22 protein-coding genes are annotated in these 26227 nt (G+C 45.0%); 14 read left to right on the forward strand and 8 right to left on the reverse strand.

The features are described 5' to 3' along the window. Positions 1-21: 21 nt before the first annotated feature. On the reverse strand, positions 22-837 hold the full coding sequence (locus PBN151_RS04270) for a DeoR/GlpR family DNA-binding transcription regulator (protein WP_021253081.1): 816 nt from the start codon (positions 835-837) through the stop codon (positions 22-24). 244 nt (positions 838-1081) lie between these two features. Here PBN151_RS04270 and PBN151_RS04275 point away from each other — a divergent pair, with 244 nt between their 5' ends. The 10 genes from PBN151_RS04275 to PBN151_RS04320 all read left to right on the forward strand — a co-directional run bounded on the left by PBN151_RS04275 (position 1082) and on the right by PBN151_RS04320 (position 13897). Further along, positions 1082-2323 (forward strand): metallophosphoesterase, encoded by a 1242-nt coding sequence (locus PBN151_RS04275; protein ID WP_072727854.1) that lies wholly within the window; start codon positions 1082-1084, stop codon positions 2321-2323. 288 nt (positions 2324-2611) lie between these two features. Further along, positions 2612-3103, forward strand: coding sequence for a MauE/DoxX family redox-associated membrane protein (locus PBN151_RS04280; protein ID WP_072727855.1), 492 nt, complete (start codon positions 2612-2614; stop codon positions 3101-3103). A gap of 10 nt (positions 3104-3113) precedes the next feature. Continuing rightward, positions 3114-3677 (forward strand): thioredoxin domain-containing protein, encoded by a 564-nt coding sequence (locus PBN151_RS04285; protein WP_072727856.1) that lies wholly within the window; start codon positions 3114-3116, stop codon positions 3675-3677. Positions 3678-3987: 310 nt separating this feature from the next. Beyond that, positions 3988-5823: an ABC transporter ATP-binding protein gene (locus PBN151_RS04290; protein WP_083544920.1), complete on the forward strand. Its 1836-nt coding sequence runs from the start codon at positions 3988-3990 to the stop codon at positions 5821-5823. A gap of 213 nt (positions 5824-6036) precedes the next feature. Then, positions 6037-7011: an ABC transporter permease gene (locus tag PBN151_RS04295; protein ID WP_028533158.1), complete on the forward strand. Its 975-nt coding sequence runs from the start codon at positions 6037-6039 to the stop codon at positions 7009-7011. 31 nt (positions 7012-7042) lie between these two features. Then, complete coding sequence (locus tag PBN151_RS04300) at positions 7043-7939, forward strand: carbohydrate ABC transporter permease (protein WP_028533157.1); 897 nt, start codon at positions 7043-7045, stop codon at positions 7937-7939. A gap of 86 nt (positions 7940-8025) precedes the next feature. Beyond that, positions 8026-9705: an extracellular solute-binding protein gene (locus PBN151_RS04305; protein ID WP_083544924.1), complete on the forward strand. Its 1680-nt coding sequence runs from the start codon at positions 8026-8028 to the stop codon at positions 9703-9705. A 168-nt stretch (positions 9706-9873) separates the two neighbouring features. Beyond that, entirely contained in the window at positions 9874-11454 is a 1581-nt protein-coding gene (locus tag PBN151_RS04310; RefSeq protein ID WP_072727857.1) for a response regulator, read from the forward strand. Positions 11455-11468: 14 nt separating this feature from the next. Then, positions 11469-13226: a sensor histidine kinase gene (locus PBN151_RS04315; protein ID WP_072727858.1), complete on the forward strand. Its 1758-nt coding sequence runs from the start codon at positions 11469-11471 to the stop codon at positions 13224-13226. A gap of 62 nt (positions 13227-13288) precedes the next feature. After that, on the forward strand, positions 13289-13897 hold the full coding sequence (locus PBN151_RS04320) for a hypothetical protein (RefSeq protein ID WP_072727859.1): 609 nt from the start codon (positions 13289-13291) through the stop codon (positions 13895-13897). A 71-nt stretch (positions 13898-13968) separates the two neighbouring features. Here the strand turns inward: PBN151_RS04320 and PBN151_RS04325 are convergent, their stop codons facing one another. Next, the gene (locus PBN151_RS04325) at positions 13969-14817 is read right to left on the reverse strand and encodes a DegV family protein (RefSeq protein ID WP_072727860.1); all 849 of its coding nucleotides are present in this window, start codon (positions 14815-14817) and stop codon (positions 13969-13971) included. Positions 14818-15098: 281 nt separating this feature from the next. Here PBN151_RS04325 and PBN151_RS04330 point away from each other — a divergent pair, with 281 nt between their 5' ends. Both PBN151_RS04330 and PBN151_RS04335 read left to right on the forward strand, forming a co-directional pair. Continuing rightward, entirely contained in the window at positions 15099-15665 is a 567-nt protein-coding gene (locus PBN151_RS04330) for a hypothetical protein (RefSeq protein WP_072728485.1), read from the forward strand. Positions 15666-15694: 29 nt separating this feature from the next. Then, positions 15695-16564, forward strand: coding sequence for a protein phosphatase 2C domain-containing protein (locus PBN151_RS04335; protein ID WP_072727861.1), 870 nt, complete (start codon positions 15695-15697; stop codon positions 16562-16564). Between the two features lie 245 nt (positions 16565-16809). Here the strand turns inward: PBN151_RS04335 and msrA are convergent, their stop codons facing one another. After that, positions 16810-17796 (reverse strand): peptide-methionine (S)-S-oxide reductase MsrA, encoded by a 987-nt coding sequence (gene msrA / locus PBN151_RS04340; protein ID WP_072727862.1) that lies wholly within the window; start codon positions 17794-17796, stop codon positions 16810-16812. Positions 17797-18185: 389 nt separating this feature from the next. Here msrA and PBN151_RS04345 point away from each other — a divergent pair, with 389 nt between their 5' ends. After that, positions 18186-18908: a TerC family protein gene (locus PBN151_RS04345; protein WP_021253042.1), complete on the forward strand. Its 723-nt coding sequence runs from the start codon at positions 18186-18188 to the stop codon at positions 18906-18908. 79 nt (positions 18909-18987) lie between these two features. Here the strand turns inward: PBN151_RS04345 and melA are convergent, their stop codons facing one another. After that, positions 18988-20286, reverse strand: coding sequence for an alpha-glucosidase/alpha-galactosidase (gene melA, locus PBN151_RS04350; RefSeq protein WP_072727863.1), 1299 nt, complete (start codon positions 20284-20286; stop codon positions 18988-18990). A gap of 176 nt (positions 20287-20462) precedes the next feature. Between melA and PBN151_RS04355 the strand changes: the two genes are divergently transcribed. After that, positions 20463-21335: an AraC family transcriptional regulator gene (locus tag PBN151_RS04355; protein ID WP_072727864.1), complete on the forward strand. Its 873-nt coding sequence runs from the start codon at positions 20463-20465 to the stop codon at positions 21333-21335. A gap of 76 nt (positions 21336-21411) precedes the next feature. Here the strand turns inward: PBN151_RS04355 and PBN151_RS30980 are convergent, their stop codons facing one another. The 4 genes from PBN151_RS30980 to PBN151_RS04370 all read right to left on the reverse strand — a co-directional run bounded on the left by PBN151_RS30980 (position 21412) and on the right by PBN151_RS04370 (position 26227). Next, positions 21412-21585: a hypothetical protein gene (locus PBN151_RS30980; RefSeq protein ID WP_155987320.1), complete on the reverse strand. Its 174-nt coding sequence runs from the start codon at positions 21583-21585 to the stop codon at positions 21412-21414. Between the two features lie 540 nt (positions 21586-22125). Then, the gene (nhaC, locus tag PBN151_RS04360; RefSeq protein ID WP_072727865.1) at positions 22126-23526 is read right to left on the reverse strand and encodes a Na+/H+ antiporter NhaC; all 1401 of its coding nucleotides are present in this window, start codon (positions 23524-23526) and stop codon (positions 22126-22128) included. Between the two features lie 291 nt (positions 23527-23817). Then, the gene (locus tag PBN151_RS04365; protein ID WP_072727866.1) at positions 23818-24825 is read right to left on the reverse strand and encodes a LacI family DNA-binding transcriptional regulator; all 1008 of its coding nucleotides are present in this window, start codon (positions 24823-24825) and stop codon (positions 23818-23820) included. A 277-nt stretch (positions 24826-25102) separates the two neighbouring features. Beyond that, entirely contained in the window at positions 25103-26227 is a 1125-nt protein-coding gene (locus PBN151_RS04370; protein WP_072727867.1) for a GNAT family N-acetyltransferase, read from the reverse strand.

Raw genomic sequence — 26227 nt, forward strand, 5'->3', positions numbered from 1 at the left:
ATCATCAATCATTGTTTTCATTTAACTGTTCATACTGCATCGAGCCGTCGCGGCATATTGCTTATTTGGATCGCACTGATCATCGAGAATAATGGATTGTGCCGCCAGTCCCTCTCTCCATTGCAATGGCAGCGGACAATTGGTAACCAGCGTATGGAAGCTGGACAATTCAGCAATTTTGACAAGCCCTATTTTCTCGCACTTCGTTATATCTGCGACTAATATACTCTGCTTCGCATGATGCAGCATAATCTTGCGTATTTCAGCTTCTTCTTCATTGGCGTCAGTTACGCCGTGTGTAAGATCGATACCGGAGCACGAGAGGAAGGCTTTGTCGGCAGTATATCGGGCGAGGGCGTTGGCAGCAGCATGTCCAGAATAGGACAGTGATCGGCGGCGAAGAGTACCACCGGTACAAATTAATTTAATATGTTCAGCATCTGATAGTTCCATGATGACATTTAGTGAATTTGTGATTACAGTCAATTGCTTGCGCGCTTTTATTATTTTGGCGATATGGAGTGAAGTTGTACTCGAATCAAGCATAATCGTATCCCCATGTTGGATAAGCCTAGCGCACTTTGTTCCGATCCATTTCTTTTCAGACAAATAGCAGTCCTCGCGCACCCATACAGGGACGTCAGAGCTTACGGATGTCTCTGCTAAAAATGCTCCCCCATGTGTTCTTAGCAGGAGACCTTCTTTCTCCATACGATCCAAGTCTCTTCGCACTGTTTCTTCCGTCACTCGAAACTGCTTGCTAAGCTCTGCGACGAGAACTCTGCCGTCCTGGAACAGGTGCTGCATGATGCGTTTTCGGCGTTCAATGGCTAACAAGGCATTTACACATCCTCACGATAAGGTGGACAATGGTGGCATCTTGCTTCATGTAGACCTCTATTATAGCGAAATATGGTATTTTTGACGAGTTAAGAAAGCATAACTATTTCACAACACGAATTAAGTAAATATTCTACTCTGGTCATCTCTAGAAAAAGGTTATAGACTAGAGGTGAATTAATCCATGCTTCATGCATTGCAGATCGAATAGAATGAACAGGACAAGGGAGATGAACGATCGATGTCAACACATATGCAGCCTACACTCGTCTTTCCGGTAATCAGTGACATACATATTGATCCTTCGGGTGAAGGTAGTGTCGCCAAGTTCGAACGAGCGATGCTGCAGTTGAATGCAAGGGCGCCTCATCAGGATGCGTTTGTTATTGTAGGGGATTTAACAAACAATGGACTTGAGGAGGAATACGATCGCAATTTGGAAGTATTCCGCAAGCATAAGCTGCCAGGAGCGACACCGCTTATCACGATCGGCAATCACGACTATTGGAACGGACTTCCGATTGAAGAAGCGCAGGCTCGCTTTCTTGCAAAAACGGAGATGCCATCCTTATATTTTCATCAGGTCATTAAGGGTTACCATTTCATTGTCATGGCGACAGAGGATAAGGTTACATCAGGGTACTTCTCATTGGATCAGATTGCATGGCTTCGCGAACAACTGCAGGTGGCTGCAGCAGATTCAGCAGAGCGTCCTATATTCGTCTTCCTGCATCAGCACTTGAAGGACACCGTGTACGGCAGCGAGGACTGGGGCATTCAGGACAATATTGAACCGCTTATGGAGGCATTGCGGCCATATCCGCAGGTTATTACGTTCTCCGGGCACTCCCACTATCCGCTTCAGGATCCGCGCAGTATTCATCAGGAGGACTTTACTTCTGTTGGAACGGCTTCGCTTAGCTATATGGAAGTGGAACATGGCAAGCTGCAAGGGAATTTGCCGTTAGGGTTCGAGAAGTTCAGCCAAGGCTTGCTTGTCGAGGTATATGAGGATCGCGTTGCGATTCATAGGCTTGATTTCGAATATGATCGTCAGATTGGAGACGCTTGGATTGTGTCGCTGCCGGCGTCAACTTCAACCTTTACATATACCATTCATCGTGACACAGAGGAGCCATGCTTCCCAGATCACGCACAATTGCATGTAGAAGAGGAGTGTACAACTTCACATTCTATCGTTATCGTCTTCGATCAGGCGTCCGATAATGAGCTTGTGCATGCCTATAACGTTACGGTTGAGAATCGTAGTGATGTAGAAGAGATTGTACATTACGCTGCATTTTCCGAATCTTATAAATATCCGGTTCCAGAGCAGCTTCGTCTGGAGATACCAGGGCTGAAGCCAGATTGTGAATACTCCATCGCGGTACAGGCAATAGATGCATTCGGCAATGGGAGCAAGCGTGTGCTGCAGGGAAGCTGTCGTACTCGTCCTGTTGAAGTGCTGAAGGTGGAAAATTAATTTATCCTAATTAGTATTCGAATATTGTATAATCCAAGTGCCCAAAGCAAACCAATGCTTTGGGCACTTTTCGTATTTCACCCTAGTTTCATATTCGTATTTTTATGCATTATGATGAAAAAACTTGTAAAAGTATCAATAATCGTTGTTTTGTCATATTTCAACATTTCGTTGCAAGACATATACTTCAATGTAACTAGAGTGGTGAAACTAAAGAACTAGGATCGTGCGAGCTAGCAAACATCTGACTATGACGCTGTACTATTTTTGAATGAAGAGGGGGAACATATGGGACTTGAAGCAGCATTGAGTATTTTTCTGTGTACAATTCTTGTGTACTCTTCAATTGCGAAGCTAGTAAGTTATCGTGATTTTAAAAAAACCGTACAACAGCTCAACTTTCCTTCTTTTACGGCTTGGGGTGTAATAGTGTTCGAACTGCTAGTTACAGTTTTACTAGTGTTTGATACAACTCATTTTGCTGGGGCGGTAGGTTCGCTTCTCCTATTTGGTTCATTCTATTTCGTAGCCGGCAAAGCACTATGGGACAAGAAGAAGATTACATGCAATTGCTTCGGGAAAACGACAGAAGAGCAACTAGGTTGGGGGACAATGTTAAGAAACACTCCATTCTTCGCAGCCTCTCTATTATGCATCTGGCTGCATAGTCCTGCTTCCATGAGCGGAATAGCAGCTATCGAATGGATCAGTGTTGCTGGTATCACTATCGGGCTCATTAATGTCTATACGCTATGGAATAATCGCAGCCTATTAAGTTAGGAGGACATGAATGGAACAGGTTTTTAACATTTCTTATTTTGCACTATGGATTATTGTCACATTGCAAACCTATTATATTGTCCAAATTGGAAAAAAACGAAATGTCCAACAAGCCAATACGAATCAAGGTCCAGTGTTGGTGCATGAGCATCATGGAGTGCCTGCGGGTGAACTGTTTCCTCAGCTCCAATTTGACTCGATTAATCAAGGATCAATTGATTTGAAGAGCATGACAAAAACAGGATTCCTCATAGCTTTTACCTCTGTAAGTTGTGATCAATGCAAACTCGTATACCCAATACTTAAACGCTTCTATCAATTAAGGCCAGACATAGAAATTATTTTATTGATGCAGGGCAATGATTTTGACGTTGAGAAAATAATTGATCAATATCAACTGACGATGCCGATTGTATCCATCATTCCTTCAGATATGGCCAGACTCCAGACAGGATACTATCCGTTCATCTATTACTTATCCCCTGCCGCAGAAGTACGAACAAAGAGCATTATCAATTTCGAAGAGCAGTTAAATTTGTTAGTTGAAAAAGGACAGGTGAAAGTTGCTGCTTAAATCAATTGAAAAAGGTAGTAAAGGCTAAGCCTTTGACTATAAATATGACGATTTAGAAAGGAGGCAAGACATATGAGTTCAGGATGCTTCACGACTGGAGGCTGCACTTCCGAGAAATGTGCACACTATCCACAAGAGAAATTTGTTTATGAAAGCGTTTATGTATGCGCAGGTTCTTCTACTACTACTTATTACTGTACTTGCTAGTAGCTAGCCGGAGAAGAGAGGGACTCCCTCTCTTCTCTTTTTCATTGTATTGATTCAAGTAGTGTAGAGAATTCTAAAGATCGTATAAACGGGAGAATAAACGATGGAAATTTCAAGTGATGGGAAACGTAATTTTAAAGAAAAAAGAAGACTTGTTATCAGTGTACTATTTCAGTTTTTCCCCACGATGATGAAGGTCATTCCTGGAATGACTCTGATTATTGTTGTGTGCAATATAATAAGTTCGTTAATCCCTGTCGTTCAAATTTATCTAGTAAAGGAACTCATTGATGAGATAACCGCACTATTCGAAAGCCACTCCAGTTCCCTACTGACGATCTATCTGCTGTTAGGGATTCAGGGTACACTGCTGCTTCTCGATAAACTAATTCAATTTGGTGAGAAGATTGTAGGGTTTCGTGCGCAGCAGCACTTAAAGTTTTATTTTGAACACTTATTAGTCCACAAGTCATCTAAGCTTCCGCTTCGTTATTTTGACCGTCCCGAGTACTTTGATCAGCTTGAGCGAGCAGCTCTCGGCATGGATATTAGAGGATTTTCGATATTTGTATTATTTATGAACGCGCTGCGGAACTCCATATCTATAATCGGAATGTTGTCTGTCTTACTATCCTTTCATTGGATACTCGCACTTGTTGTGCTGCTTATGCTGATTCCTAGTTTGTGGGTCAATTTATACTTCGGCCAGCGCAAATACATGCAAATGATTAATCAAACCCCAACACAAAGAAAAACACACTATCTGCTCCAACTTTTGCATAGCCGGCATGCAGCTAAAGAATTTAGAATCTATCAACATACAGATTATATAATAGGAAAATGGACTGAGTTATTTTGGAAAACAACAGATGAACGATATCAATTGGAAAAAACAGCGAGTTGGAGAGCCTTATTAGTTGGTTCTGTACAATCATTTTTGAACATAGGTACTTTCGGTATATTAGTATGGTTTGGTTATCAGGGGTTATTGACAATAGGCCATTATGTTTCACTGACGCAGGCTTTGGTGCAAATAGAGGGGTTCATATCAGGATTGGGACGCAATATAGCTGGGATTTATGAAGAATCCTTATTTGTCAGTGAAGTATTGCAATATTTACATATAGAAACAGAAGAAGACAAGGAAAGTAAAGAGGACACAGTTATGTTTCCAAGTCAGCTGCATGATTGTATTGAGGTGCGCGATCTTACTTTCTCATATTCGAATCAATCCAAGCCTATATTGAAAAATATTACTTTCCGTGTTGCGGCTGGAGAAAAAATTGCAATCGTAGGAGAGAATGGGGCAGGCAAGAGTACGCTTGTGAAATGTTTATTAGGACTCTATTTCCCGAACGAAGGCTCAATCACATATGATGGGATAGAAATTCGTGCAATAAATACAGCAAGCCTGCGGGAGAATGTGTCTGCTGTGTTCCAAGATTACGTCAATTACCAGCTAACTGCACGTGAGAACATTGCCATGGGAAAGTTGGGCCATATTCATGACGATGCAATGATTATGGAAGCGGCAGACAATGCCGGGGCAGGGGAGATACTGCGCAAACTGCCGCAAGGCATGGATACGGCGCTTGGGGCTATGTTCGAAGGCGGACATGAATTGTCTGGAGGACAATGGCAGAAAATTGCATTAAGTCGGGCGTTTATGAAGCAGGCACAATTCATGATATTGGACGAGCCAACGGCAGCTCTGGATCCTAAGTCTGAAGCGGAGGTATATGATCATTTTATGAAATTATGCGAGGGGAAGACAACCATTATGATCTCCCATCGATTGAGCAGCTGCCGGCATGCTGATCGAATTATTGTACTTCATGATGGTGAAATCATCGAAGAAGGCAGTCATGAGGAGTTAATTCATAAACAGGGCAACTATGCAGAAATGTTCGCTTCGCAAGCCGGAAGATATAGTGCTTAAATAGGAGTATTAAAGAAACAATACCGGAAGTCTCTGTCATGTTGAGATGAAAGGTATTGTTTTTTTTATAAAAGAACGTGTCAAAGTATCAATAATCGTTGGTTTGTCATATATCCGTGAAAGCGCTTTGCTTTTACAATGAAGAAGACAACATCTGGAAGGAGTTAAGATTTATTCAGCAAGAGTTATTTTGAATCAAGGAGGGATTTTCATATGGCGAAGGCAACCACGGGAGCAGAGATAGAACCGGGCCTGAACCTGGATAAGCATAAGAAAAGCGCATTAAAACGATTTTTTATGCAAATAGACATACAGCTCATGGTGCTGCCCGCACTTGCTCTAATCTTTATATTTTCTTATATCCCTATGTATGGCATTCTTATTGCTTTTCAAGATTATAAGCTTAAGGCAGGCTTCAATCTGTTTAGCAATGAATGGGTAGGATTAAAGCACTTTATTGATTTTTTTAATTCACCAGAATTTGTACCTGTTATGCGCAATACGATTATTATCAGTTTTATGAAATTTATCTTCGGGTTTCCAGCGCCAATTGTGTTAGCGCTTATGCTTAATGAAGTGCGTAAGATGGCCTTTAAACGGGTCATTCAAACCGTTACGTACTTGCCTCACTTCTTATCATGGGTAGTTATCGGATCCATGGTTACATCCTTACTGTCCGTAGACAATGGCAGCATAAATATGCTGTTAGAGAAGCTCAGGATTATCGATGAGCCGATTAACTTCATGTCATTGGCAGAATATTTCTGGTCGATTCTCGTTGCAACCAATGTATGGAAGGAAATAGGGTTTGCCTCCATTGTATATTTGGCAGCGATTGCAGGGATCGATCCTCATTTGTATGAAGCAGCATCGATAGATGGTGCGAGTCGATTCAAGCAGATGACGCTCATTACACTGCCTTGCATTATGCCAGTTGTGATCATCTTTATGATTCTTGCAATCGGCAACCTGCTCAATGCAGGCTTCGAGGACATTCTCATTCTCGCTTCGAATCCAGCCTTGAGAGAAGTATCAGACTCGCTTGATGTATATGTAGTTCGTGTCGGTATTGATAATTACAGGTACTCCTATGCAACGGCAATCGGCCTGTTCAAGGCTGTTGTCAGCGTCACGTTGCTTACATTTGCGAACTTCATTGCCAGAAAGACGGGCAATAGCTTATGGTAATGAATCATTCCATAACTAGGAGGACTGAATAATGATACGTGATAGTATAGGAGATCGCATCTTTACGGTTTTTATCTATGTAGTGTTAACCTTATTGGCCTTTTCGACCTTTTATCCATTCTGGAATTCACTTGTCATATCGTTTAATGAAGGATTGGATACGTCTAAGGGCGGCATTACTTTCTGGCCGCGCGAGTTTACATTGGAGAACTATAAAATTGTATTCGAAGATTCGCGATTAATGAATGGGTTTGTGATTGCCCTCTTGCGAACGGTCATTGGAACGGTAGCATCCATCTTAGCGACGGCCATTTTTGCATACGGGATGTCGAAGCGAGGGCTTATGGGCCGCAAGTATTATATGATTATGTGTATCGTTACCATGTATTTTGGAGGCGGTCTCATTCCGAGCTATATGCTCATTCGTGGACTTGGTTTGTTCAACTCTTTCTGGGTGTTCATTATTCCGGCACTTATTAGTGTATGGAATATGATTATATTCCGAACCTTCTTCCAAGGCTTGCCGCAAGGCTTGGAAGAGTCAGCGAAGATTGACGGCTGCGGTAACTGGGGTACATTCTTCCGTATTGTCTTCCCGTTATCTGGCCCTGTTATTGCTACCTTGTCTCTGTTCACAGCGGTTGCGCACTGGAATGAATGGTTCGTAGCCAGTATCTATATTACGAACGAGAATCTGCTTCCTATTCAGACGATACTAAGACAGATACTATTCTCCAACATCGCATCTGAACAGTTGTCCAATGTAGATACGAGTGCGCTTGTGCACATCAATGCTGCGAAGAAAATAACCTCTAAGGCATTGACGATGGCGACGATTATGGTAGCAACGCTTCCAATTGTATGTGTGTACCCGTTCTTGCAGCGTTTCTTTGTAAAAGGTGTATTGATTGGCTCGTTGAAAGAGTAGCGATTGTTTAATCTGCTGGACATTTGGATGCGTTTAGAGCAACCTTGCTTTAAACATAGATTACAAAATTGAAAGGGGAAAAAGCCGTGAAGAACAAAAAAAATCTTCTGCTGAGTGTGTTGTCTGTTTTTATGGTATTCACTCTGTTAGTAGGATGCGGCAGTGGGAAGACAAGTGCTCCACCTGAGAATGAACCTGTGAAGCAAGGCGATACGGGCAAAGAATCAAGTGAAACTCCGAAGAGTGACCTGTACGAATTGGGCAAGGAACCACTTGAAGTATCGTTCTATGGCAACTATGGTTGGTACCAGCTGCCGAAATGGGGTAAGGACCCTGCTTCGAAGTGGATACAGGACAACTTGAAAATTACGGTCAATGGAATCAGTTCAGGTGGCAACAATGCACAGAAGCTGCAAACGATGATTGCGGGCAATGAGCTTCCTGATATTATCTGGACTGACAGAGGGCCCGATATAGAACGTCTTCGTGAGGCTGGTATGCTCGTACCATTGGATGAGTATATTGACAAGTACCCGAATTTCAAGAAGTATTTGACTGAAAATCACAAAGCATTGCTCCGTTCGCCTGACGGCAAGATCTATCAGGTACCGAACTATTATACACAGCAGCCAAACGGAAACGCGGGCTATGCAATCAACAAAAAAATCTATAAAGAGCTCGGCTCTCCAAAATTGGAAACGACTGACGACTTGTATGCATACTTGCAAGCTGTTCATAAGAAGTACCCTGACGTCACTCCATTTGAAACGGGATTGGCGAAAGACGGTCACGGTATTGACCAAATCTTCTCTTCCTTTAAAGAAAACAACTTGTCCCTTACTCGTTTCTTTGCTGTACCAGATGGTGATAAAATGGTCTCCATCTATAAGGATCCAGGCTTCCGTGAATCCGTTGTATATACAGCGAAGCTGATGCGTGAGAAGTTGATGACACAAGATGCGAATACGCAGACAGAAGATCAAGTAAGAGAAAAAGCGATGAACGGCAAGTTTGCTGTTATTGCAACTTTCGATCCGATGAAGATGCTAGCTGTAGCAGATGAGGAATTGAAGAAGAAGGATCCGGAAGACGGCTATATGTTTATTAAACCGATTGTAAAACAAGGTCTGGATGCTAGCAAAATCTATCCAGGAACATATAACCAACTTGGATGGAACGTAGCTGCCATTACGACAAATGCGAAAAATCCAGAGGCCATATTCGCGATGCTTGACTGGATGACTGGCCCTGAAGGCAGCATGGTGCTGAACTGGGGGCCTCCAGGAGCGGATGGTTATTGGGATGGATTTGAAGCTGATGGTCTGACACCGAAATTTAATAAGGATAAATACATGAATGATCCGAAAACGCTTTCTGAAATAAATGGTAAAGCTGGCGACTTGGTATGGGTGGGCAATACAATGTTCATGGATAATACGAAAAAGCAAATGTTGTCTACTGTACCAGCAGATAAGATTGATTTCAGCAACCGCTGGCAAATGGAAGTAACATGGGCTTCGCAAGGTGACTTCACGGAGTTCCTCGGCTGGGAGCCGACTCCAGATAGTGAAGAGGGGATTGCTAGACAAAGTGTTAGAGATATTTGGTTGACAGCTAGAGCAAAATCCATGTACGCGAAATCCGATGAAGAAGCACTGCAAATTCTGGATAAAGCACATGATGATTCCATGAAGGTTGGTTATCAGAAGTTCCTTGACCATGTTACAAAAGTTTGGACGGAGAATAAGAAAGCAATGGGTAAATAATCTTCGGAACGAAGGCTCGCTGTCTGCCAGCGGGTCTTCGTTCTTTTGATCAAATCTTTTATTTTGAAATCATCTGACTGTTCAAATGATAGTTGAACTTGTTATACTTTGTTTAGGGAAATGCTGGAATGAGAATTGTATGACTGCATCGTTTGGGGGGCCTCATTCATGTATAACGTGTTGTTAGTTGATGACGAGATGCTTGATCTGGAAGGAATGAAGCAATTCATTCCTTGGGAAGAGCTTGGGTTAGAAGTTGCAGCAGCGGTAAATAACGCCTTTGAGGCTTGTCATATTATTGATAGTACGCCTATCGATATTATCGTCAGTGACGTTAATATGCCGAATATGTCCGGGTTGGAGCTGGCCCGCAGGGCGATTGAGATAAATTCCAATATCCGAATTATTTTTGTAAGCGGTCACCAAGATTTCAGTTATGTGAAACAGGCATTATCTTTGAAGGCCTACAGCTATGTACTCAAGCCGATGAATGATGATGAGCTTATCGCTGCACTCGAGAAGGTGAAGCAGGATCTTGATGATGACCGGAAGCGTCGCGATGTGGAGGAAGCTTATCAGCATATGATTCCGATGGCGAAGAATGACTTGCTGCTGCGGTTGGTTGACGGGCAGTGGAGAAGTGAGCAGCAGGATGGAATGATGAAGCTAGTTGCCTCTTATGGGCTTGACAAACTGAATTGGCCTGTCCGAGTTGCTGTTATGGAGCTTGACTATATGACTTGGACGCAAGAGCATACGAGCTTGTCACACGAGGTTACAACGAAGGAATTCCTGTATGCGGTCAATGAGGTTGGATTGAAGCATCATATGCCACATTGCTGCAAGTTGACGCCTCATCGGATGATGGTGCTGATTCATGATCAGTATTTAGACCCTTTTATTGATGATTTATATAAGGTGATTGAGACTCAGTTCTCCGTGACGATGACAGTTGGGGTAGGGGAACCAGTAAACGGATTGGAACAGCTCTATCTCTCGTTCCAACAGGCAACCAAAGCGGTTGATGGTAAAATGTTTATTGGCAAAGGGAGGCTTATCCGCTACGAAGCGGTAAGTTTGAAGCCCGAAATGATGGATGCGCGTACATTGGAACAACGTATGGAGGCACTATTTCACGCCTTGATGGAATATGAGCTGGTTTGTATTTACGATGAGATAGAGAGGCTCTTCGAATCTGTGAGCATGCTCCGTTCTAAGTTTACCGTTCATAATCTCGCGATGTTCATCATATGGAAGCTGGATGAGCAATTGAAGACAAAGGATGAGAATCTGTTCGATATATTGGGTATGGAGCTGCATAACTTGGATATTCTGCTGCAATTTGATACGGTGAGCGATATTCGCTCCTGGCTCGTCAGGAAGACATTTGAAATATCTGAATATTTGCGCAGCAAATCTACCTCCAAGAATAATCGGCTCATTCGAGAAATGATTCAAGTGATGAAGGATAAAATGAGCGAGAACATTACACTGAAGGACGTGGCGAATCAATTCTCATTCTCACCGAACTACTTGGGGTACATGTTCAGGGAGGAGACTGGGAAATCGTTCAGTGAAGTCCTTATACAGCTTCGTATGGAGCGGGCACGCGAGCTGCTCCATGAGAGCTCCATCAAAATCTATGAAATTGCGAATCAGGTAGGCTATCGATACCTTCCCTATTTTAGCAGACAATTCAAGGAAGCATACGGCATGACTCCGATGGAATATCGCAAGCGGGAAACATGATAGGGGAGAAGTCAATGAACGAACAGCGACCGAAGTTCCGCTATTTGCCGATTGGCTACAAACTCATGCTGACTTATATGGTGTTCATCATTGTTCCGGTATTAGTCATAGGACTTGTCTCCCATTCCATGTATGATCAATCGATTCGCAAGCATACACGGAACAATATACAAGGAACACTGCTGCAGATTCGCGATAATATTGAATATAAGATGCAGGATATAATTCGCATATCTTCTATATTGTACGGCGACTATGAGCTGTATCGATATTTGCGTAGCTACGAGGAAGGCTGGGAAAATTATGATCGCATTACGAAGTATGTTATTCCTAAGATAGAAGCGGCATCTTCGGCAACTGGAATGAAGCTGTGGATTTCTGTTTTTTTTCGTAATGAATCCATAAATGAGATCCATCACAGTACATTTGGGAAAGAGAATCCTACGGATTATAACTGGCCGTATGAAATTTATCATTTGAATCGAATTACAGATAAGGATTGGTATAAGAGCTTTCCACCCGAGAAGTACAGCATCACAATGAAGTGGAGCCAAATTGAGCGTGATGCGGAGAATAGTCGAATTTCCCTGCTTCGTCGGCTTGTGGACACCAATAATCCTCTGAAGCTTCAAGAAGTTGGATTTTTGCGCATTAATGTTGCGATCTCGGAGCTGTTCGATAGTATTAATTATTCGAAGATTGGAAATGACAGCGTAATCTACCTAGTGGATGAACAGGGGAGAAGCATCTATCAGTCTGGCAAGTTGCCTGCTAATGAAGCGGATACGCAGAGCAACTATTTGACGATCCAGGAGACGGTAGGGAAGCAATCTTGGCAGCTGGTCGCACATGTGCCTCTCTCCATCATCCAAGAAGATTCGATGAAGGTTCGGTTGTTTGTTATTTTTATTTGCTTGATTTGCTTTATTGTGTTGTCATTCGCAGGAGTGTTCATATCAAGATATTTCTCGATTCGGATTACGAAGTTCGTGTCAGTGCTCAATGCTTTTCGGGAAGGCGATCTGCACAAACGAATTTCCTATCGGGGCAAGGATGAATTTTCTCAAATTGCCACCGCATTGAATAGCATGGGCGAAAATGTTGAAGCGCTAATTAAGGAAGTGTATTTGACACAGCTGCAGAAGAAGGAAGCGGAATTGGAGATGCTGCAATCGCAAATCAATCCGCATTTCCTGTATAACACGTTGTCCTCTATTAATCGGCTAGCGAAGTTCGGGGATAATGAGAAGCTGCAGCAGATGGTATTAGGCCTGGCTAAGTTCTACCGACTTGCGCTTAACAACGGCAAACTGATGATACCGGTACATAATGAGTTGGAGCAGGCACAGGCTTACGTAGATATACAGAAGATTAAATACGGTGATCGCATTAGTGTTATGTTCGATATTGACCCAGCAGTATGGCCGTATCGTACGGTAAAGCTGATTGTACAGCCATTTATTGAAAATGTGTTGGAACATGCTTGGTGTGGAGATCGAATTTTCATTCGAATTGTAGCAAAGAAGGATGTGGATGACCTGCTGTTCCGGATCATCGATGATGGGGTAGGTATGACCGCTCAGCGAATCCATGATATTTTTGATGGAAGAGACCATGTGAATACAGGCTACGGCATTCGAAATGTAGATCAACGTATTAAACTGCACTACGGTGCAGAGTATGGAGTTACAATTGTGAGCGGGCTTGGCATTGGCACATCTGTATCCATACGTATACCAGCTGAGGCATCAGAGCAAATAACTTCCCAATAAGCGCCAGACATCCTGTATAATAGATGATTATGAATCCATGCTCAGAAATGGAGGAAAATCAATTGAATGCTCGATCATTGGCCTTCTTGGCTGTTCGGCTCGGCGCTCTCTATTGGATCGTGACCGCCTTCCTAGAGTTGGCGAAGATTGCGGCTGCGCTGGTAAATATGATCTCCTCGATGATTCATATGGGGGTTGGAAGTGAAAATATGGTATACACCAATTTCGTCATACTGCTCCTCCCTGTCCTTGTTCCGCTTATAGGAGGAATCATCCTATGGTGCACGGCAGGATCATTATCGAAGGCGCTAGCACCGTCTAAACTACGTGATGTGACTCTAGTGAAGACACAAGATGCAGACGTATCGAGTAGCGGCGAGAAAAGTGTCCTTCCGATGCGCAGCCAGACGCATTCTGCGAACCCGGTGCTTCGCACCACCCTTCAAATCGGACTAGGTATTGCTGGTATTATGCTTCTCGTGAACAGCATCCCGGAATTTATCAAGCTATTGATTATGCTCTCGAATCAAGAAGTGGCTTTATTTGCAGAGCGGGCTTGGACGGATGACAGCGCCAAGTTCATAGAAGTGATTGTACAGATGCTTCTTGGGATCTGCCTTGCAGTTGGGGCGGGGGGGATTGCTCGTTTTTTTACTCGCACAACGGAATAAAATACGGTTAGTTCTCTACATAAATACAGCGGCTGCACCTTGCTCTATTGGCGAGGTCAGCCGCTGTATATTTATTTGCGCGCGTATACGATTCCAATTGTGTTTGGTCCACAGTGGCTGGAGATGACGCAACCACAATCCGACAGGATCACATGTTTTGCGCCCGTCTTCTCTTGCAATTCGGCCTGAATCATATTGGCATCTTCAGGCGATAAGGAATGAGTGACAAATACGATATCCTTGTCCATCTCATCCACATGATCCAGCGCATTTTGCTTCAACTGCTCAAGTGCTTTCTCGCGTTTGCCGCGAATTTTATTAGCCGCAATCATTTTTCCATCGACAACTTTAATGACAGGACGAATGCGAAGCAGGCTGCCGATCAAGTTCTGCAGACTATTGCAGCGTCCGCCCTTATATAGATAATCTAATGTATCTATAATGAACTCGGTTTCCATTTTGCCGCGAACGTCCTCAACAAGCTCTACAGTTTCCTCCAGAGATGAACCAGATTCCAGTGCCATCGCTGCCTTGAGAACTTGAATCCCGATACCGGTAGACAAATTTAAGGAGTCAATGACAGTTACAGTACCTTCACCGAGCATATCCCCGGCAATAATGGCATTCTGAATGGTGGACGATAAGTGGGAAGACAACCCGATATACAGAATTTTGCGGCCTTCGTTCACAAATGGCTCAAATGCCTTTACAAAATCAGCTGGAGATGGCGAAGATGTCTTCGGCAGCTTGCCGCATGCATCTACATGCTTGTACAATTCCGGAGGGGTCATATCCACTCCATCACGATAAGCGTCGTCACCGAAAGTAACATATAAAGGGATAATGCCAATGTCATAACGTTCAAGTAGTGATTTCGGCAAATCGCATGTGCTGTCCGAAAATATTTTAATGTGATTCATTATGCTTCCTCCTGAAAGGTATGTAGCTACTATTAGGCTATAAAGAAATGTTACTCAACTAGACATTTAACCATTATACTGCAAAAGGAATGGACTTACATAATCCGAATTGAGCGAATAGGCTGAAAAAATATTCCAAATAGGCCGCGAGATTGCGTTCGCTTAAGACGTCACGTTATACTGAAGCAAGATAACAGCATGCTGAACTGTTTCATGATTGGGTACAGCTTGCTTGTGGAAGTACATACGGAAAGGACATGCAGACAACAAAGATGAACAAGATGAATATGGAAGCAAAGGCATTTAGACGAATTCAATGGGGTTTGTTATTTTTTATTGATTATGCGCCGAGGGGCGTTGATCTGCTGCCGGACATCGTAGGCTTTGCCTTGGTATTTAGCGGTGTAACACAATTGATATCCGTATCTGATCGCTTCTTGCTAGCGAAGCGATTATGTATCCCGCTGATCGTTCTAGCGGTGTATGAGCTGCTGCAGCCGATGCTGTTAGGCGGAGTCAGTGCGGAAGCGAGAGCATGGATTGGAGTGTTTCGCAGTATAGCAGAGACGGGGTTGAACATTACACTAGTAACCTTCATGTGCAGTGGTTTGCGGGAATATGCACTGCGCCGTGACTGGGGCTACATCGCACATATGGCCCGTAGACGATCCATCTATTTTACAGTTGCACTCGCTTGTTCATTAAGTATGCTCGGATTCGCGTTTGCATCACCGATGGTATTCTCCGCTATGGCGGCGCCGATGTTCTTGCTATATATTATCGTTGTGTTCATGCTAATGGGATTGTTCGGCCAAGCTGCGAAGATGGTGCAGAAGTCAGGTAGCTGAGCGTAAGAACAATTGAAGGGGGAATAGCAGTGATTCGAATTCATTGTGATGCAGCAACGAGACAGGGGCAGGGCAGACGAAATGAAGACCGGATGATTGCACTTCCCGAACAGCAGCTATATGCGGTCATCGATGGTGTATCTGGATTAGAGCCGATTACAGATGAGGAAGGGCATACAGCGGGAGAGATGGCTGCCTTAAGTATTGCTCGTGGTCTGGAAACTATCACTACTACAGCAGCTATCGATTCTCCACTTGATGTGATGCGTGCTCGACTCATGGATGCTAATCGCAAATTGGATAATACGATGCGCCAATACGGCATCGCTCCACAGGATACAGGACGAAGGTTCGGTGCGGTTCATGCCGCTGTGTGGCTTGATGAGCATTATGCATATTGGACGCAGACGGGCGATTGCATGATATACGCGCTATATGAATCCGGGGAGGTTCGAGCTGTAACTTATGACCGAGTTGCTCCCTTCGATGAGCGAGCCTTGTCAGCGTGGATGGAGCATGAGGAGGATTGGAGAGAGCATAGGCAGCCAGAAGAGATTCGGCAGCGGCTGAAGCAGAATCGTTCCCGTGCGAATACAGAGTTCGGTTACAGCGTCCTTAATGGAGATGAGGCCGTGCAGCATCGCATGGAATATGGAGCCCTCCCACTCCAGGGAGTTACGCATATTCTGCTTGTATCGGATGGCATTTATCCTTGGCGTGTTGACGAGGAACAGAGCAGTATGGAGCGGTGGTTCCAATACATCATTACTACTGGGATGGAGCAATGTGCCGCCGCCTTGGAGGCACGTGAACGGATGGATGCCTACTGCAATCAAATACCCCGATTCAAAATATGCGACGACAAGAGCGGTATTTTGTTAACAATTGAGCGAATCTAAATATAGGCCCAAATGAGAACGGTTAGGTCGTTCCTCATTTGGGCCTTCGTACTAGAGAATCCTATTTGTGCGGTTCAAAAAGGCCGGTTTTCAGCTCCGAGAAAGTTGGATGAAGCTAGGGCCTGAGGAGCGGAGCGTACGATTTGGGTACATGAGCACCGGAAGGCCTGGCTGAATTCAAGATTCGATGCCGAGTCCACTTCATGATTTACTTCGTGATCAAAAGCGGACTTTTTGAACAACCTCTATTTGGAGGAGAAAATGGATGCGAATTCCCCATAACCTTCTTGCTCCAGCTTCTCCTTCGGAATGAACCGCAGGGCTGCAGAGTTAATGCAATAACGAAGTCCAGTTGAGGTAGGGCCATCATCGAATACATGACCCAAATGGGAGTCTGCCAGTTTGCTTCTTACTTCCACACGAACCATGCCGTGAGAAGTGTCAAGCTTATTCTCCACATGACTGGAACGAAGCGGCTTCGAGAAGCTTGGCCAGCCGCAGCCTGCATCGAACTTATCCAACGAACTAAAGAGCGGCTCACCAGATACGATATCCACATAGATTCCTTCTGCTTCATGGTTCCAGTATTCATTGGAAAAAGGGGGCTCTGTGCCATTCTGCTGGGTTACCCGATACTGGATTGGCGTCAGCTTCCCTTGAAGGGCTGTACGCTCTTCATCGGAGATTCCCCAATGGTTCACGATGAAGGCATCTCTGCCCGATGCAGAGCGATAGCGCTTGTAATGGGCCGGATTCTTCTGATGATAGTTTTGATGATGCTCTTCTGCTGGGTAGAACGTGCCAGCGGGAACGATCTCAGTAGCAATTGGTTTATCGAATCTACCGCTCTGCTCCAATTCTTGCTTGGATTGCAGTGCAAGCTGATGTTGTTCCTCATTGTGATAGAAGACAGCTGTTCGATAAGACGAACCGCGATCATGGAATTGTCCGCCTTCATCTGTAGGATCAATTTGCTGCCAGAATAGCTCGAGCAGCTTCTTATAAGGGAATAGGGCAGGGTCGAATGTAATTTGAACGGCTTCGGCATGCCCGGTTGTCTCTGAGCATACTTCTTCGTATGTAGGACTGTCAGTGTGTCCTCCTGTATAGCCAGACACAATCGAATGGATGCCAGGAAGCTCCTCGAACGGCGTGACCATACACCAGAAGCAGCCACCGGCAAAGGTTGCTTTTTCAAGTGAAGGATGATGATTGGATAGTTCTTTGCTCACGATGGGGAAGCCTCCTTATGATTAAATACGTATATCTTCATCATACCCAATTGTTATCATTCGAACAACGCCAGATCTGTAATAGAGCGAGAAAATAGAGAGAAATGATGGTTGAACAATTCGATTGCCGGTGTTATGATTAGTTCACTGAAAAAACGAATACTCCAAAGGGGAGTAGCTAGCACAGTAACCGTCGTCATTACGGGATACGCCACAACGCGCATCCTCGGCGCTACTGGCAACGTATAACGTTGTTTGCGAGACCTTTGCCACGATGGTTGCGTTGGTGAAGGTCTCTTTCTGATCGGAACGCCGTTACCACGAACGTGGTAGCGGCGTTCATGTTTTTTACAGTATTTATACATACTAACGTCAAGGGGGAACTATCAATGGAGCTATTTTCATTAGAGTTCTGGACCACGCTGCTGTCCATTGTCGTCATTGACTTGGTGTTAGCAGGAGATAACGCGATTGTTATCGGTCTAGCGGCTCGCAACCTACCGAAGCAAGATCAGAAGAAGGTCATCATCTTCGGTACGATCGGAGCAGTAATCATTCGAGCGCTGGCCACTTTAGGGGTTGTATGGCTGCTCAAAATTCCGTTCTTGCTCGTGATTGGCGGAGCCGTGCTCATATGGATTGCGATCAAGCTCATGGTCGAAGAGAAAGAGCATAATGTGCAGGCGGGAGGCAGCTTCTGGGCGGCAGTTCGAACGATTATTATTGCGGATGCAGCGATGGGGCTCGATAATGTGCTAGCTGTAGCGGGTGCGGCGAATGGACATGGATTGCTAGTCGTACTGGGACTTGCAATTTCCGTCCCTATTGTCGTGTGGGGAAGCACAATTGTACTGAAATTCATCGAGCGCTACCCGATCATTATTATCATCGGATCAGCGGTGCTAGCGTGGACCGCAGCAAAAATGTTCGTCGGTGAGTTCATGAAGTTCGATTCGCTAGCCGGTCTCTTCTCGAATCCATTCATCAAGTATGGATTTGAGATCGCACTGGTGATCGTTGTCGTGGCAGCTGGACTGTCCATTAAACGAAGCCAGCAGGCCAAGAAAGCAGCGCAGGCATCACAAGTGCATAAACGCGCACAAGGGGAATGATGTACGGTCATCAAGATATAGCAGTAGAAAAAGCGGTACAGTTGTCGATCAACTGTACCGCTTTTGCATGAGTTCTTCCCTATACGAACTTCGGAAGCCAATCTCCGTGAGCCTCGATCAGATCATCGCATAAGGAGACGATATCATCTAGACTAAGCTCTGCTGCCGTATGCGGATCGAGCATGGCCGCGTGGTAGATATGCTCCTTCTTCCCTGTAATTGCAGCTTCTATCGTAAGAAGCTGAGTATTGATATTCGTGAGGTTCAACGCTGCAAGCTGTGGCGGCAGATCGCCAACATAGGTAGGTGTAACTCCGTTGCGATCAACGAAGCATGGAACCTCAACACATGCATTGCGCGGCAAATTGGTGATAAGTCCCGTATTCATAACGTTACCACCTAGTTTGAATGGTGTTCCTGTTTCCATAGCATCGAAAATATATGAGGCATATTCATGGGTACGGTGGTGTTCGATATGCTGGTTATTGACGAGCTGTTCACGCATATTTTTCCAACCTTCAATTTGGTTGATGCAGCGTCGAGGGTATTCATCAAGAGGAATGTTATACTTCTCGATCAGTTCTGGATACTGTTTCTTAATGAAGTATGGATGGTATTCAGCGTTATGCTCGGAGGATTCCGTCACGTAATAGCCGAATTTGAACATAAGTTCGTAACGTACCATGTCGGTGTGCTTTGTCTTTTGTTTCTCCAAGGCAAGGCGTTTAATTTCTGGATATAAGTCCTCGCCGTTGCGAGTTACCTCAAGCAGCCACGCCATGTGATTAATGCCTGCAATCTTCGCACTTACACCTTCACTGTCGATGCCAAGATCATGGAACAGCCAAGGTACGCATACTTGAACACTATGACAGAGTCCTACTGTTTTGATCCCGCCGTATGTATTCATCACATTGGTCAACACGGCCATTGGATTTGTATAGTTCAGGAACCAAGCATCTGGGCATACTTCCTGCATATCTTTGGCGAAATCAAGCATGACAGGGATCGTTCTCAGATTGCGGAAGATACCCCCAATTCCGAGCGTATCTGCAATGGTTTGGCGAAGGCCATACTTCTTCGGAATTTCGAAGTCTGTAATTGTACATGGATCGTACCCGCCAACTTGAATCGCATTCACTACATATTTAGCGCCGCGCAGTGCCTCTTTGCGGTCTCTGTAGGCAACAACTCGGCAGGTGCTGCCAGTCGTTCCAAGCATGTTGGTCAACATGCTCTCGGAATCACGAAGACGCTCGTGGTCAATATCGAACAAGGCAAGCTCAAATCCTTGCAGTGATGGAGTGAGCATGCAGTCACCTAATACGTTTTTGGCAAATACGGTGCTTCCTGCTCCGAGAAATGTAATTTTACTCATACATCTTGTCTCCTTTCGTTCCGAGCTGCTGTCATGAAATGTAAGGGAACATCGGCATGGTGTGATGCAACTTGGAAATGATTGTTGTACAATTAATGTATCTGAATCGATTAAGGCTTGGTATGGGGAAAACGAATGTGAATATGGAGGATTGTTGTCAGTTAGGAGGGAACCGGATGGGTGAACGAGCAAATCTCGCAATTAATGAAGCACCTTCCAGGGGAGAACTGTCCGTATTGTTCTGCGGCCAATCAATCACGGAACCTCTGCACCACGTAGGTCCTAGCGTTCATGATTACGGGATCGTGCATTGTGTACAGTCTGGCAGAGGGAAATTTACGATTAGAGGGGTTGCCTATGAAGTTGGGGCAGGAGAGAGCTTCTTCATCTTCCCGGGGGAGCTTCATCATTATGTAGCTGATGAAGCAGATCCTTGGCAGTACCGCTGGATAGGATATCGCGGCAGCGGTGTCGAACAGCTGTTGGCGATAATCGGTATTGGGCCGCATGCACCAGTTGTTCAAGGCTATCGCATACATCGAGTAGAAGCGTTGTTCCGGAATGTATATAAAGCACTTCAAATAGGAGGCAGTGCTGGGGACATGGAAGCTGAGGGCTATATGCGTGTTGTTCTTGCTGAATATGCACGTACTACTGACAAAGGTTCTGATGCGAATAACGATGATAAACGCTCCGATATCGAACGTCAGGTAGAACAAGCAGCTCGCTGGCTGTCGCTGCAGTTTGATAAATCCATATCCATAGACGAACTTGCACATACGCTAGGCTATCACCGCACCTATTTATCGAAGATGTTCCGCAAACAAATGGGGGAATCGCCTATGCAGTTTTTGCTGCGCATCCGGATGGAGCGCGCCAAAACATTGCTGATGACGACAAGGTTAACAATCGAGCAAATTGCTGCGGCTGTCGGCTACGAAGATGCTCTTTATTTCTCGAAATTGTATAAAAAATGGTATTCACACTCTCCTTCCTCACATCGAACTGAGATGCAGAGTGGAAAGCCGTCAGGATGTCTATATTTTTGAATGCGCTTTCGCGATATGATCCATAAAAAAGCATCCCACAAAGCCTCTGCTGAATGGGATGCTTGTAGTTCGTTCGTTACATGAGAAAATAAAGTGCGGTAATGACTACCGCTGACAGGATAATAAACCATATCATATGCTTCAAATCCCGATTAAGAACCTGTATATCTGTTTTCAATGCTTGCTCTTTGCCGGAAGGCCCGCTCTCTTGCTTCATTTGTTTCTCCGTGTTCGTGTTCGTTGTCGTCATTGTTATTCTCCTCGTCTGTAAGTGATTGTTGAGTTGTACAGGCGAGGGGACGAGCCACGAACCTAGAAGTGAATTTGAGAGGCCTCAAGAATTGACTGCGCAGTAAAATCATATACGGCGTATCAAATCTGTAACTGGGCAGCCGGCTCCTCAAGAGGGCGATCGCGATATAGAGAATGAATAAGATGAACCATAAAGGCATGGAAAAATGCTTAATAGACTGAACCTGATGAATGCCTACTACAGAGCTTACATGCTCGGGATACGTAAATGCGGATTCATCAGGATGCATGAACATCGTTTCATTCGAAGCAAGAGGGGTAAGTGCTGTACATACGATAGCAAGCACACTAAGTACAAGCAATATATACCTTGGCATACGGGCATGTATAAGGCGCATCTTATCCCCTCCTTCCTGTCTATAATCCATGACTAGTTAAGAAGACAGTATCATAACTGGATTGGAAGAAGCAATAGGGTCTTCTGTATCCTACCGCTTAGTCATCATCTCGTTGCGACTGATGACCTGCAATGAAGTTGCTATTGTGAATTACCGAGTGTCACACGTTTTAACCCGGGCAATAGTGCAAAAGCAAATGTAACCAGTGGGGATACCCACAGGAAGAAAGCATATGGCATGTAATCCAGTACGGTAAGACCAAGAGCGCTTGTCATCATTGCACCGCTGACCCCCCAAGGAATAAGTGGATTCACTAATGTTCCGCAATCCTCCAATGTACGAGATAAGGTGAGTCGTGGAATGCCGCGCTTATCATATTCGGATTCGAACAATTGGCCCGGAATCAGAATCGACATGTATTGTTCCCCTGTAATCATGTTCACCCCGATTGAACTAAGTCCGCTTGTGACAACAAGTCCTTCCTTGGTCTTTACAGGTGCAATCAGACGATTGAACATCGTTTCAATGATGCCTGCATGCTGCAGCAATCCTCCCAGAGCGAAGGCAATCGCAATGAGCGATATTGCCCAAGTCATAGACTGAAGGCCACCTCGGTTCACGATGCGGCTTACTTCCTCCATCTGGAATGACCCTTGGAATCCTCCCTGCATCACTTCCATCCATTGTGGGACATTTACGTCTCCTTGAATGAGCGCAGTAACTAGCAGACCCGATCCAATACCGAACAGCATCGTAATGATGATTGGCAATCGCTTAAATGCAGCGATAAGCACGACAGCAAGCGGCAGTAAGGTTAGCGGATGAATATGAAATACACTGCGGATATCCTGCTGCATCGCCAGCAATTGATCCATATTGGATTGAGCGGAAGAACCGAAAAATAAAAAGGCGATGCAGGTAATAAGGAAAGCAGGTACGGTTGTCTTCGTCATATTGCGAATATGATCAGGCATACTGACACGTGCAACGGCAGAGGCGAAATTCGTCGTATCAGAGAGCGGAGACATCTTATCCCCGAAGCAGGCACCAGACACGACAGCCCCTGCTACGATTGCGGGATGGACGCCCATGGAATCCGACATGCCTATCAAGGCTACGCCGAATGTTCCGACTGTCGTCACTGAGCTGCCGACGAACATGGAGACGATAACCGTAAGCAGCAGAGCGCTAATCGTGAACCATTGAGGCTGAAACCAGGAGGTTCCATATACGAGTAGCGTAGGAACTGTCCCGCTCATCATCCATACTGCAATCAGGATTCCGATAAGAGATAGGAGCAAGGCAGGCATAACAGAAGCTTGAAGTCCCTTAATCAATGCTCGTTCTACTAGATTCCACGATTGTCCGAATAGCAAGAGCAGACAGCCTGCGGCAACAGTTGCTGTTAGCAGTGGGATGTGCGGCTGTGCACCCCAGCCAAGTATCGTAAGCAGTAAAATGGCGATGATGACTGCAAAGATGGTAACACTCTGCACGAAGCGGAGTGGCTGCTTTACCGATTGTTCATCATTCGTATTCATAGTTATTCAACTCCTTGATGGATAACGTTCTAGTATGTAAAGATCGGATAGATACTTTTATACATACACGCTTTTATGCATAAAAGCAAAAGAAGCGTCAATGTTTTCATTCTAGTACGCTTGATCTAATAGGTCTACAGGTAAGAAAATACATTCGAGTCGGAGAATGAGGCAAGGAACATGATTGGGGCAGCTGCGTGGTATTCACTGGACAAAAAAGAACGGCCTGTTCTGAACAGGGATGAAATCCCGTTCGAATAGGCCGTGAACGTGCTCGAGCTTATTATGGTTCTATAGCTGTCGTACAGATTGCCGCATGTGGACTTGGCAGGGTAAAATAATTCGGCGGGAGGCTTGATCCCGATCCTTGATTCGCTCAAGCAGCAGCTGCATTCCGGTCTCTCCAAATTGATATGCAGGCTGTGAAGCAACAGAAAAGAACGGATTCGCTTCTTCTACCCACCCAAAATCGTCAAAGCAAGCGATCGAGATATCATCCGGAACTCGCAGTCCGACATGATTCAGCGCAGTAAAGATAGAGAGCGCAAGCATGTTGTTGGCAGCAAAGATAGCCGTAGGGCGAGATTGCGGCTCCAATTCCGTCCAATGAGATAAATCGAGCGCATCCCGATCATGTAAATAGCCCATTTGCATGCATAGTTGTTCGTCAAATGGGATGCCGGCTTCCTGCAAGGCGGCGATATAGCCTGCTTTGCGCTCCCTGGCGGTCGATACTTCTTCAGACCCGTTCAATAGGGCAATCCGTCGATGTCCATACCGAATTAATTCACTGACCATCTGTTTGGCACCGCCACGGCTATCCCCGAGTACTGCATCACAATCGATCCCTGGAACCTCACGATCAAGCAGCACGAACGGGACATTTTGTCTTGTCAGCCATTCCAGATGTTCTTTGGATTGGTCTCCACTGGGCGCGAATAGGACACCATCCACCCGCATGGACAGTATCATTTGAACATAGTCTTTTTCCTTCATTAAGCTCTCATCACTATTGCCGAACATAAGACGATATCCATGCTGCATGGCGGCATCTTCCGCTCCGCGGGCCATTGTTGTGAAGAATGGGTTTGTGATATCTGTAATTAGTAGAGATAATATTTTGCTCTCTTGGGTGACGAGACAGCGAGCAACTGAATTTGGTATGTACTGCATCTCTTCCATCACTTGCTTAACTTTGGTTCGGGTCTTTTCGCTGACCCTGCCTGTATTATTAATGACGCGTGATACGGTCATTGCAGAGACGTTGGCTTGTCTCGCAATATCATAAATGGTAGCCATATGAAAATGCTCCTATTATACAAATTAAAAGAAGGCTGCATCGGGATGTGGGTATTTGGAAGTTTAAGGGGTAGTCATTTCTAGGATTCACCTTCTGATTATATCCTACTACTTTTGTTCATTGTATGCGAAAATTCAGGTTCACATCAAGAGGAAAGCTTGAGGAAAGGCGAAACAGTGTGGAACTTTGTATACTTCAAAAGTAAAAGCGCACTAATTTTAGTGCGCTTTGAAGCAGTACTACTGCGATAGAAGAAATGATGATGAGAACATTAAGTTATACGTAAAAAAGTCCGATCGTATAAGGAAGTGGTATTGTGATCTTCAATTGCTCGGCAGAAGGCCATTCAGGCGGGAGAATGTCAGTTGCTTTCGGATCGAATAGCAGGGAGAACAATTGACTCTCAGTAAGCTCAACTGACGCTGCATCTGGATACTCAAGGCGAACGGTGCCGCCTTCAAGCTCTGTGACCTGAATATGCACGGCCAGCGCCCCTTGATCACTCCACCAGTTCTGCATATAGCGGAATAGTCGCTCCATGCTTGGAACATACAACGTCCCTTGGTTTGGCTCCTCTTCCGAAGAATAGCCGCGCAGACAAGTGCTGACTTCCGTATCCTGCCATGGTACATTCACTTTGGAAGCAGTGATTTGCTTCTGTTTCATTACAAGCTGCAGCAAGTATACAACCTCTTCAGCGGCGCCGCCATACTCATATACACGAGGTGCAGCATCCTGCTGTTTGGCAGAAGGGAATAGGATATAGATGTATGCAGTAATGTGACCGTTGCGTTCCAGTACGTATACCTTAGGCTTCATCATGACGCAGGAAGCGAATGCACCGCCATGCTCAAGTCCGTGCATATCCCATAAGCTTAAGTCAAAAGCAGCTTCTCGTTCCTGCGCAAGTTCATACCAAGCAAAACAGTCATTCTCAGTAAGAACGCGAGCTGTAACACCCGCTTCTTCAGCAACATTTGCATCTGCGGTAACCGTATAAATCTGTGTTTGACCGAAAGGATAACAACGATTGCGAGTATAGAGCGATCGTCCTCCAGACACGAACATCATCACTCCGCCTGTAGAAGCAACATGATCTTGAACCTTGTGCAGCAGATCCGTACCGAATCCTTTGCCGCGAGCAGCCTCGGATGTGCATACCGAGCCGAGTGAGAATACAGGTAGTCGAGATCGTCCGATACGGACAACCGATGGAAGCAATCCCATATGTGCGAGCAGTTCCCCGTCCTCAAACGCACCAAATGAGTGAGCGGTAATAGGGGAGAACAAGTACGAAAAACTATGTGCCATCGACATCTGCTTTTCATTGCGAAACACTTCATCAGACAATCTGGCTGCAGCATCATAATCAAGTGCCTGCAGCATGCGAATCGTTGCCAT

It is taken from the genome of Paenibacillus sp. NAIST15-1 (assembly GCF_001894745.1).
Classification (GTDB): domain Bacteria; phylum Bacillota; class Bacilli; order Paenibacillales; family Paenibacillaceae; genus Paenibacillus_B; species Paenibacillus_B suaedae.

Coding starts and splice junctions, on each gene's coding strand:
- PBN151_RS04275 (WP_072727854.1), top strand. CDS start 1,082: ATGTCAACACATATGCAGCCTACACTCGTCTTTCCGGTAATCAGTGAC.
- PBN151_RS04280 (WP_072727855.1), top strand. CDS start 2,612: ATGGGACTTGAAGCAGCATTGAGTATTTTTCTGTGTACAATTCTTGTG.
- PBN151_RS04285 (WP_072727856.1), top strand. CDS start 3,114: ATGGAACAGGTTTTTAACATTTCTTATTTTGCACTATGGATTATTGTC.
- PBN151_RS04290 (WP_083544920.1), top strand. CDS start 3,988: ATGGAAATTTCAAGTGATGGGAAACGTAATTTTAAAGAAAAAAGAAGA.
- PBN151_RS04295 (WP_028533158.1), top strand. CDS start 6,037: ATGGCGAAGGCAACCACGGGAGCAGAGATAGAACCGGGCCTGAACCTG.
- PBN151_RS04300 (WP_028533157.1), top strand. CDS start 7,043: ATGATACGTGATAGTATAGGAGATCGCATCTTTACGGTTTTTATCTAT.
- PBN151_RS04310 (WP_072727857.1), top strand. CDS start 9,874: ATGTATAACGTGTTGTTAGTTGATGACGAGATGCTTGATCTGGAAGGA.
- PBN151_RS04315 (WP_072727858.1), top strand. CDS start 11,469: ATGAACGAACAGCGACCGAAGTTCCGCTATTTGCCGATTGGCTACAAA.
- PBN151_RS04325 (WP_072727860.1), bottom strand. CDS start 14,817: ATGAATCACATTAAAATATTTTCGGACAGCACATGCGATTTGCCGAAA.
- PBN151_RS04330 (WP_072728485.1), top strand. CDS start 15,099: ATGAATATGGAAGCAAAGGCATTTAGACGAATTCAATGGGGTTTGTTA.
- PBN151_RS04345 (WP_021253042.1), top strand. CDS start 18,186: ATGGAGCTATTTTCATTAGAGTTCTGGACCACGCTGCTGTCCATTGTC.
- melA (WP_072727863.1), bottom strand. CDS start 20,286: ATGAGTAAAATTACATTTCTCGGAGCAGGAAGCACCGTATTTGCCAAA.
- PBN151_RS04355 (WP_072727864.1), top strand. CDS start 20,463: ATGGGTGAACGAGCAAATCTCGCAATTAATGAAGCACCTTCCAGGGGA.
- PBN151_RS30980 (WP_155987320.1), bottom strand. CDS start 21,585: ATGACGACAACGAACACGAACACGGAGAAACAAATGAAGCAAGAGAGC.
- nhaC (WP_072727865.1), bottom strand. CDS start 23,526: ATGAATACGAATGATGAACAATCGGTAAAGCAGCCACTCCGCTTCGTG.
- PBN151_RS04365 (WP_072727866.1), bottom strand. CDS start 24,825: ATGGCTACCATTTATGATATTGCGAGACAAGCCAACGTCTCTGCAATG.
- PBN151_RS04370 (WP_072727867.1), bottom strand. CDS start 26,227: ATGGCAACGATTCGCATGCTGCAGGCACTTGATTATGATGCTGCAGCC.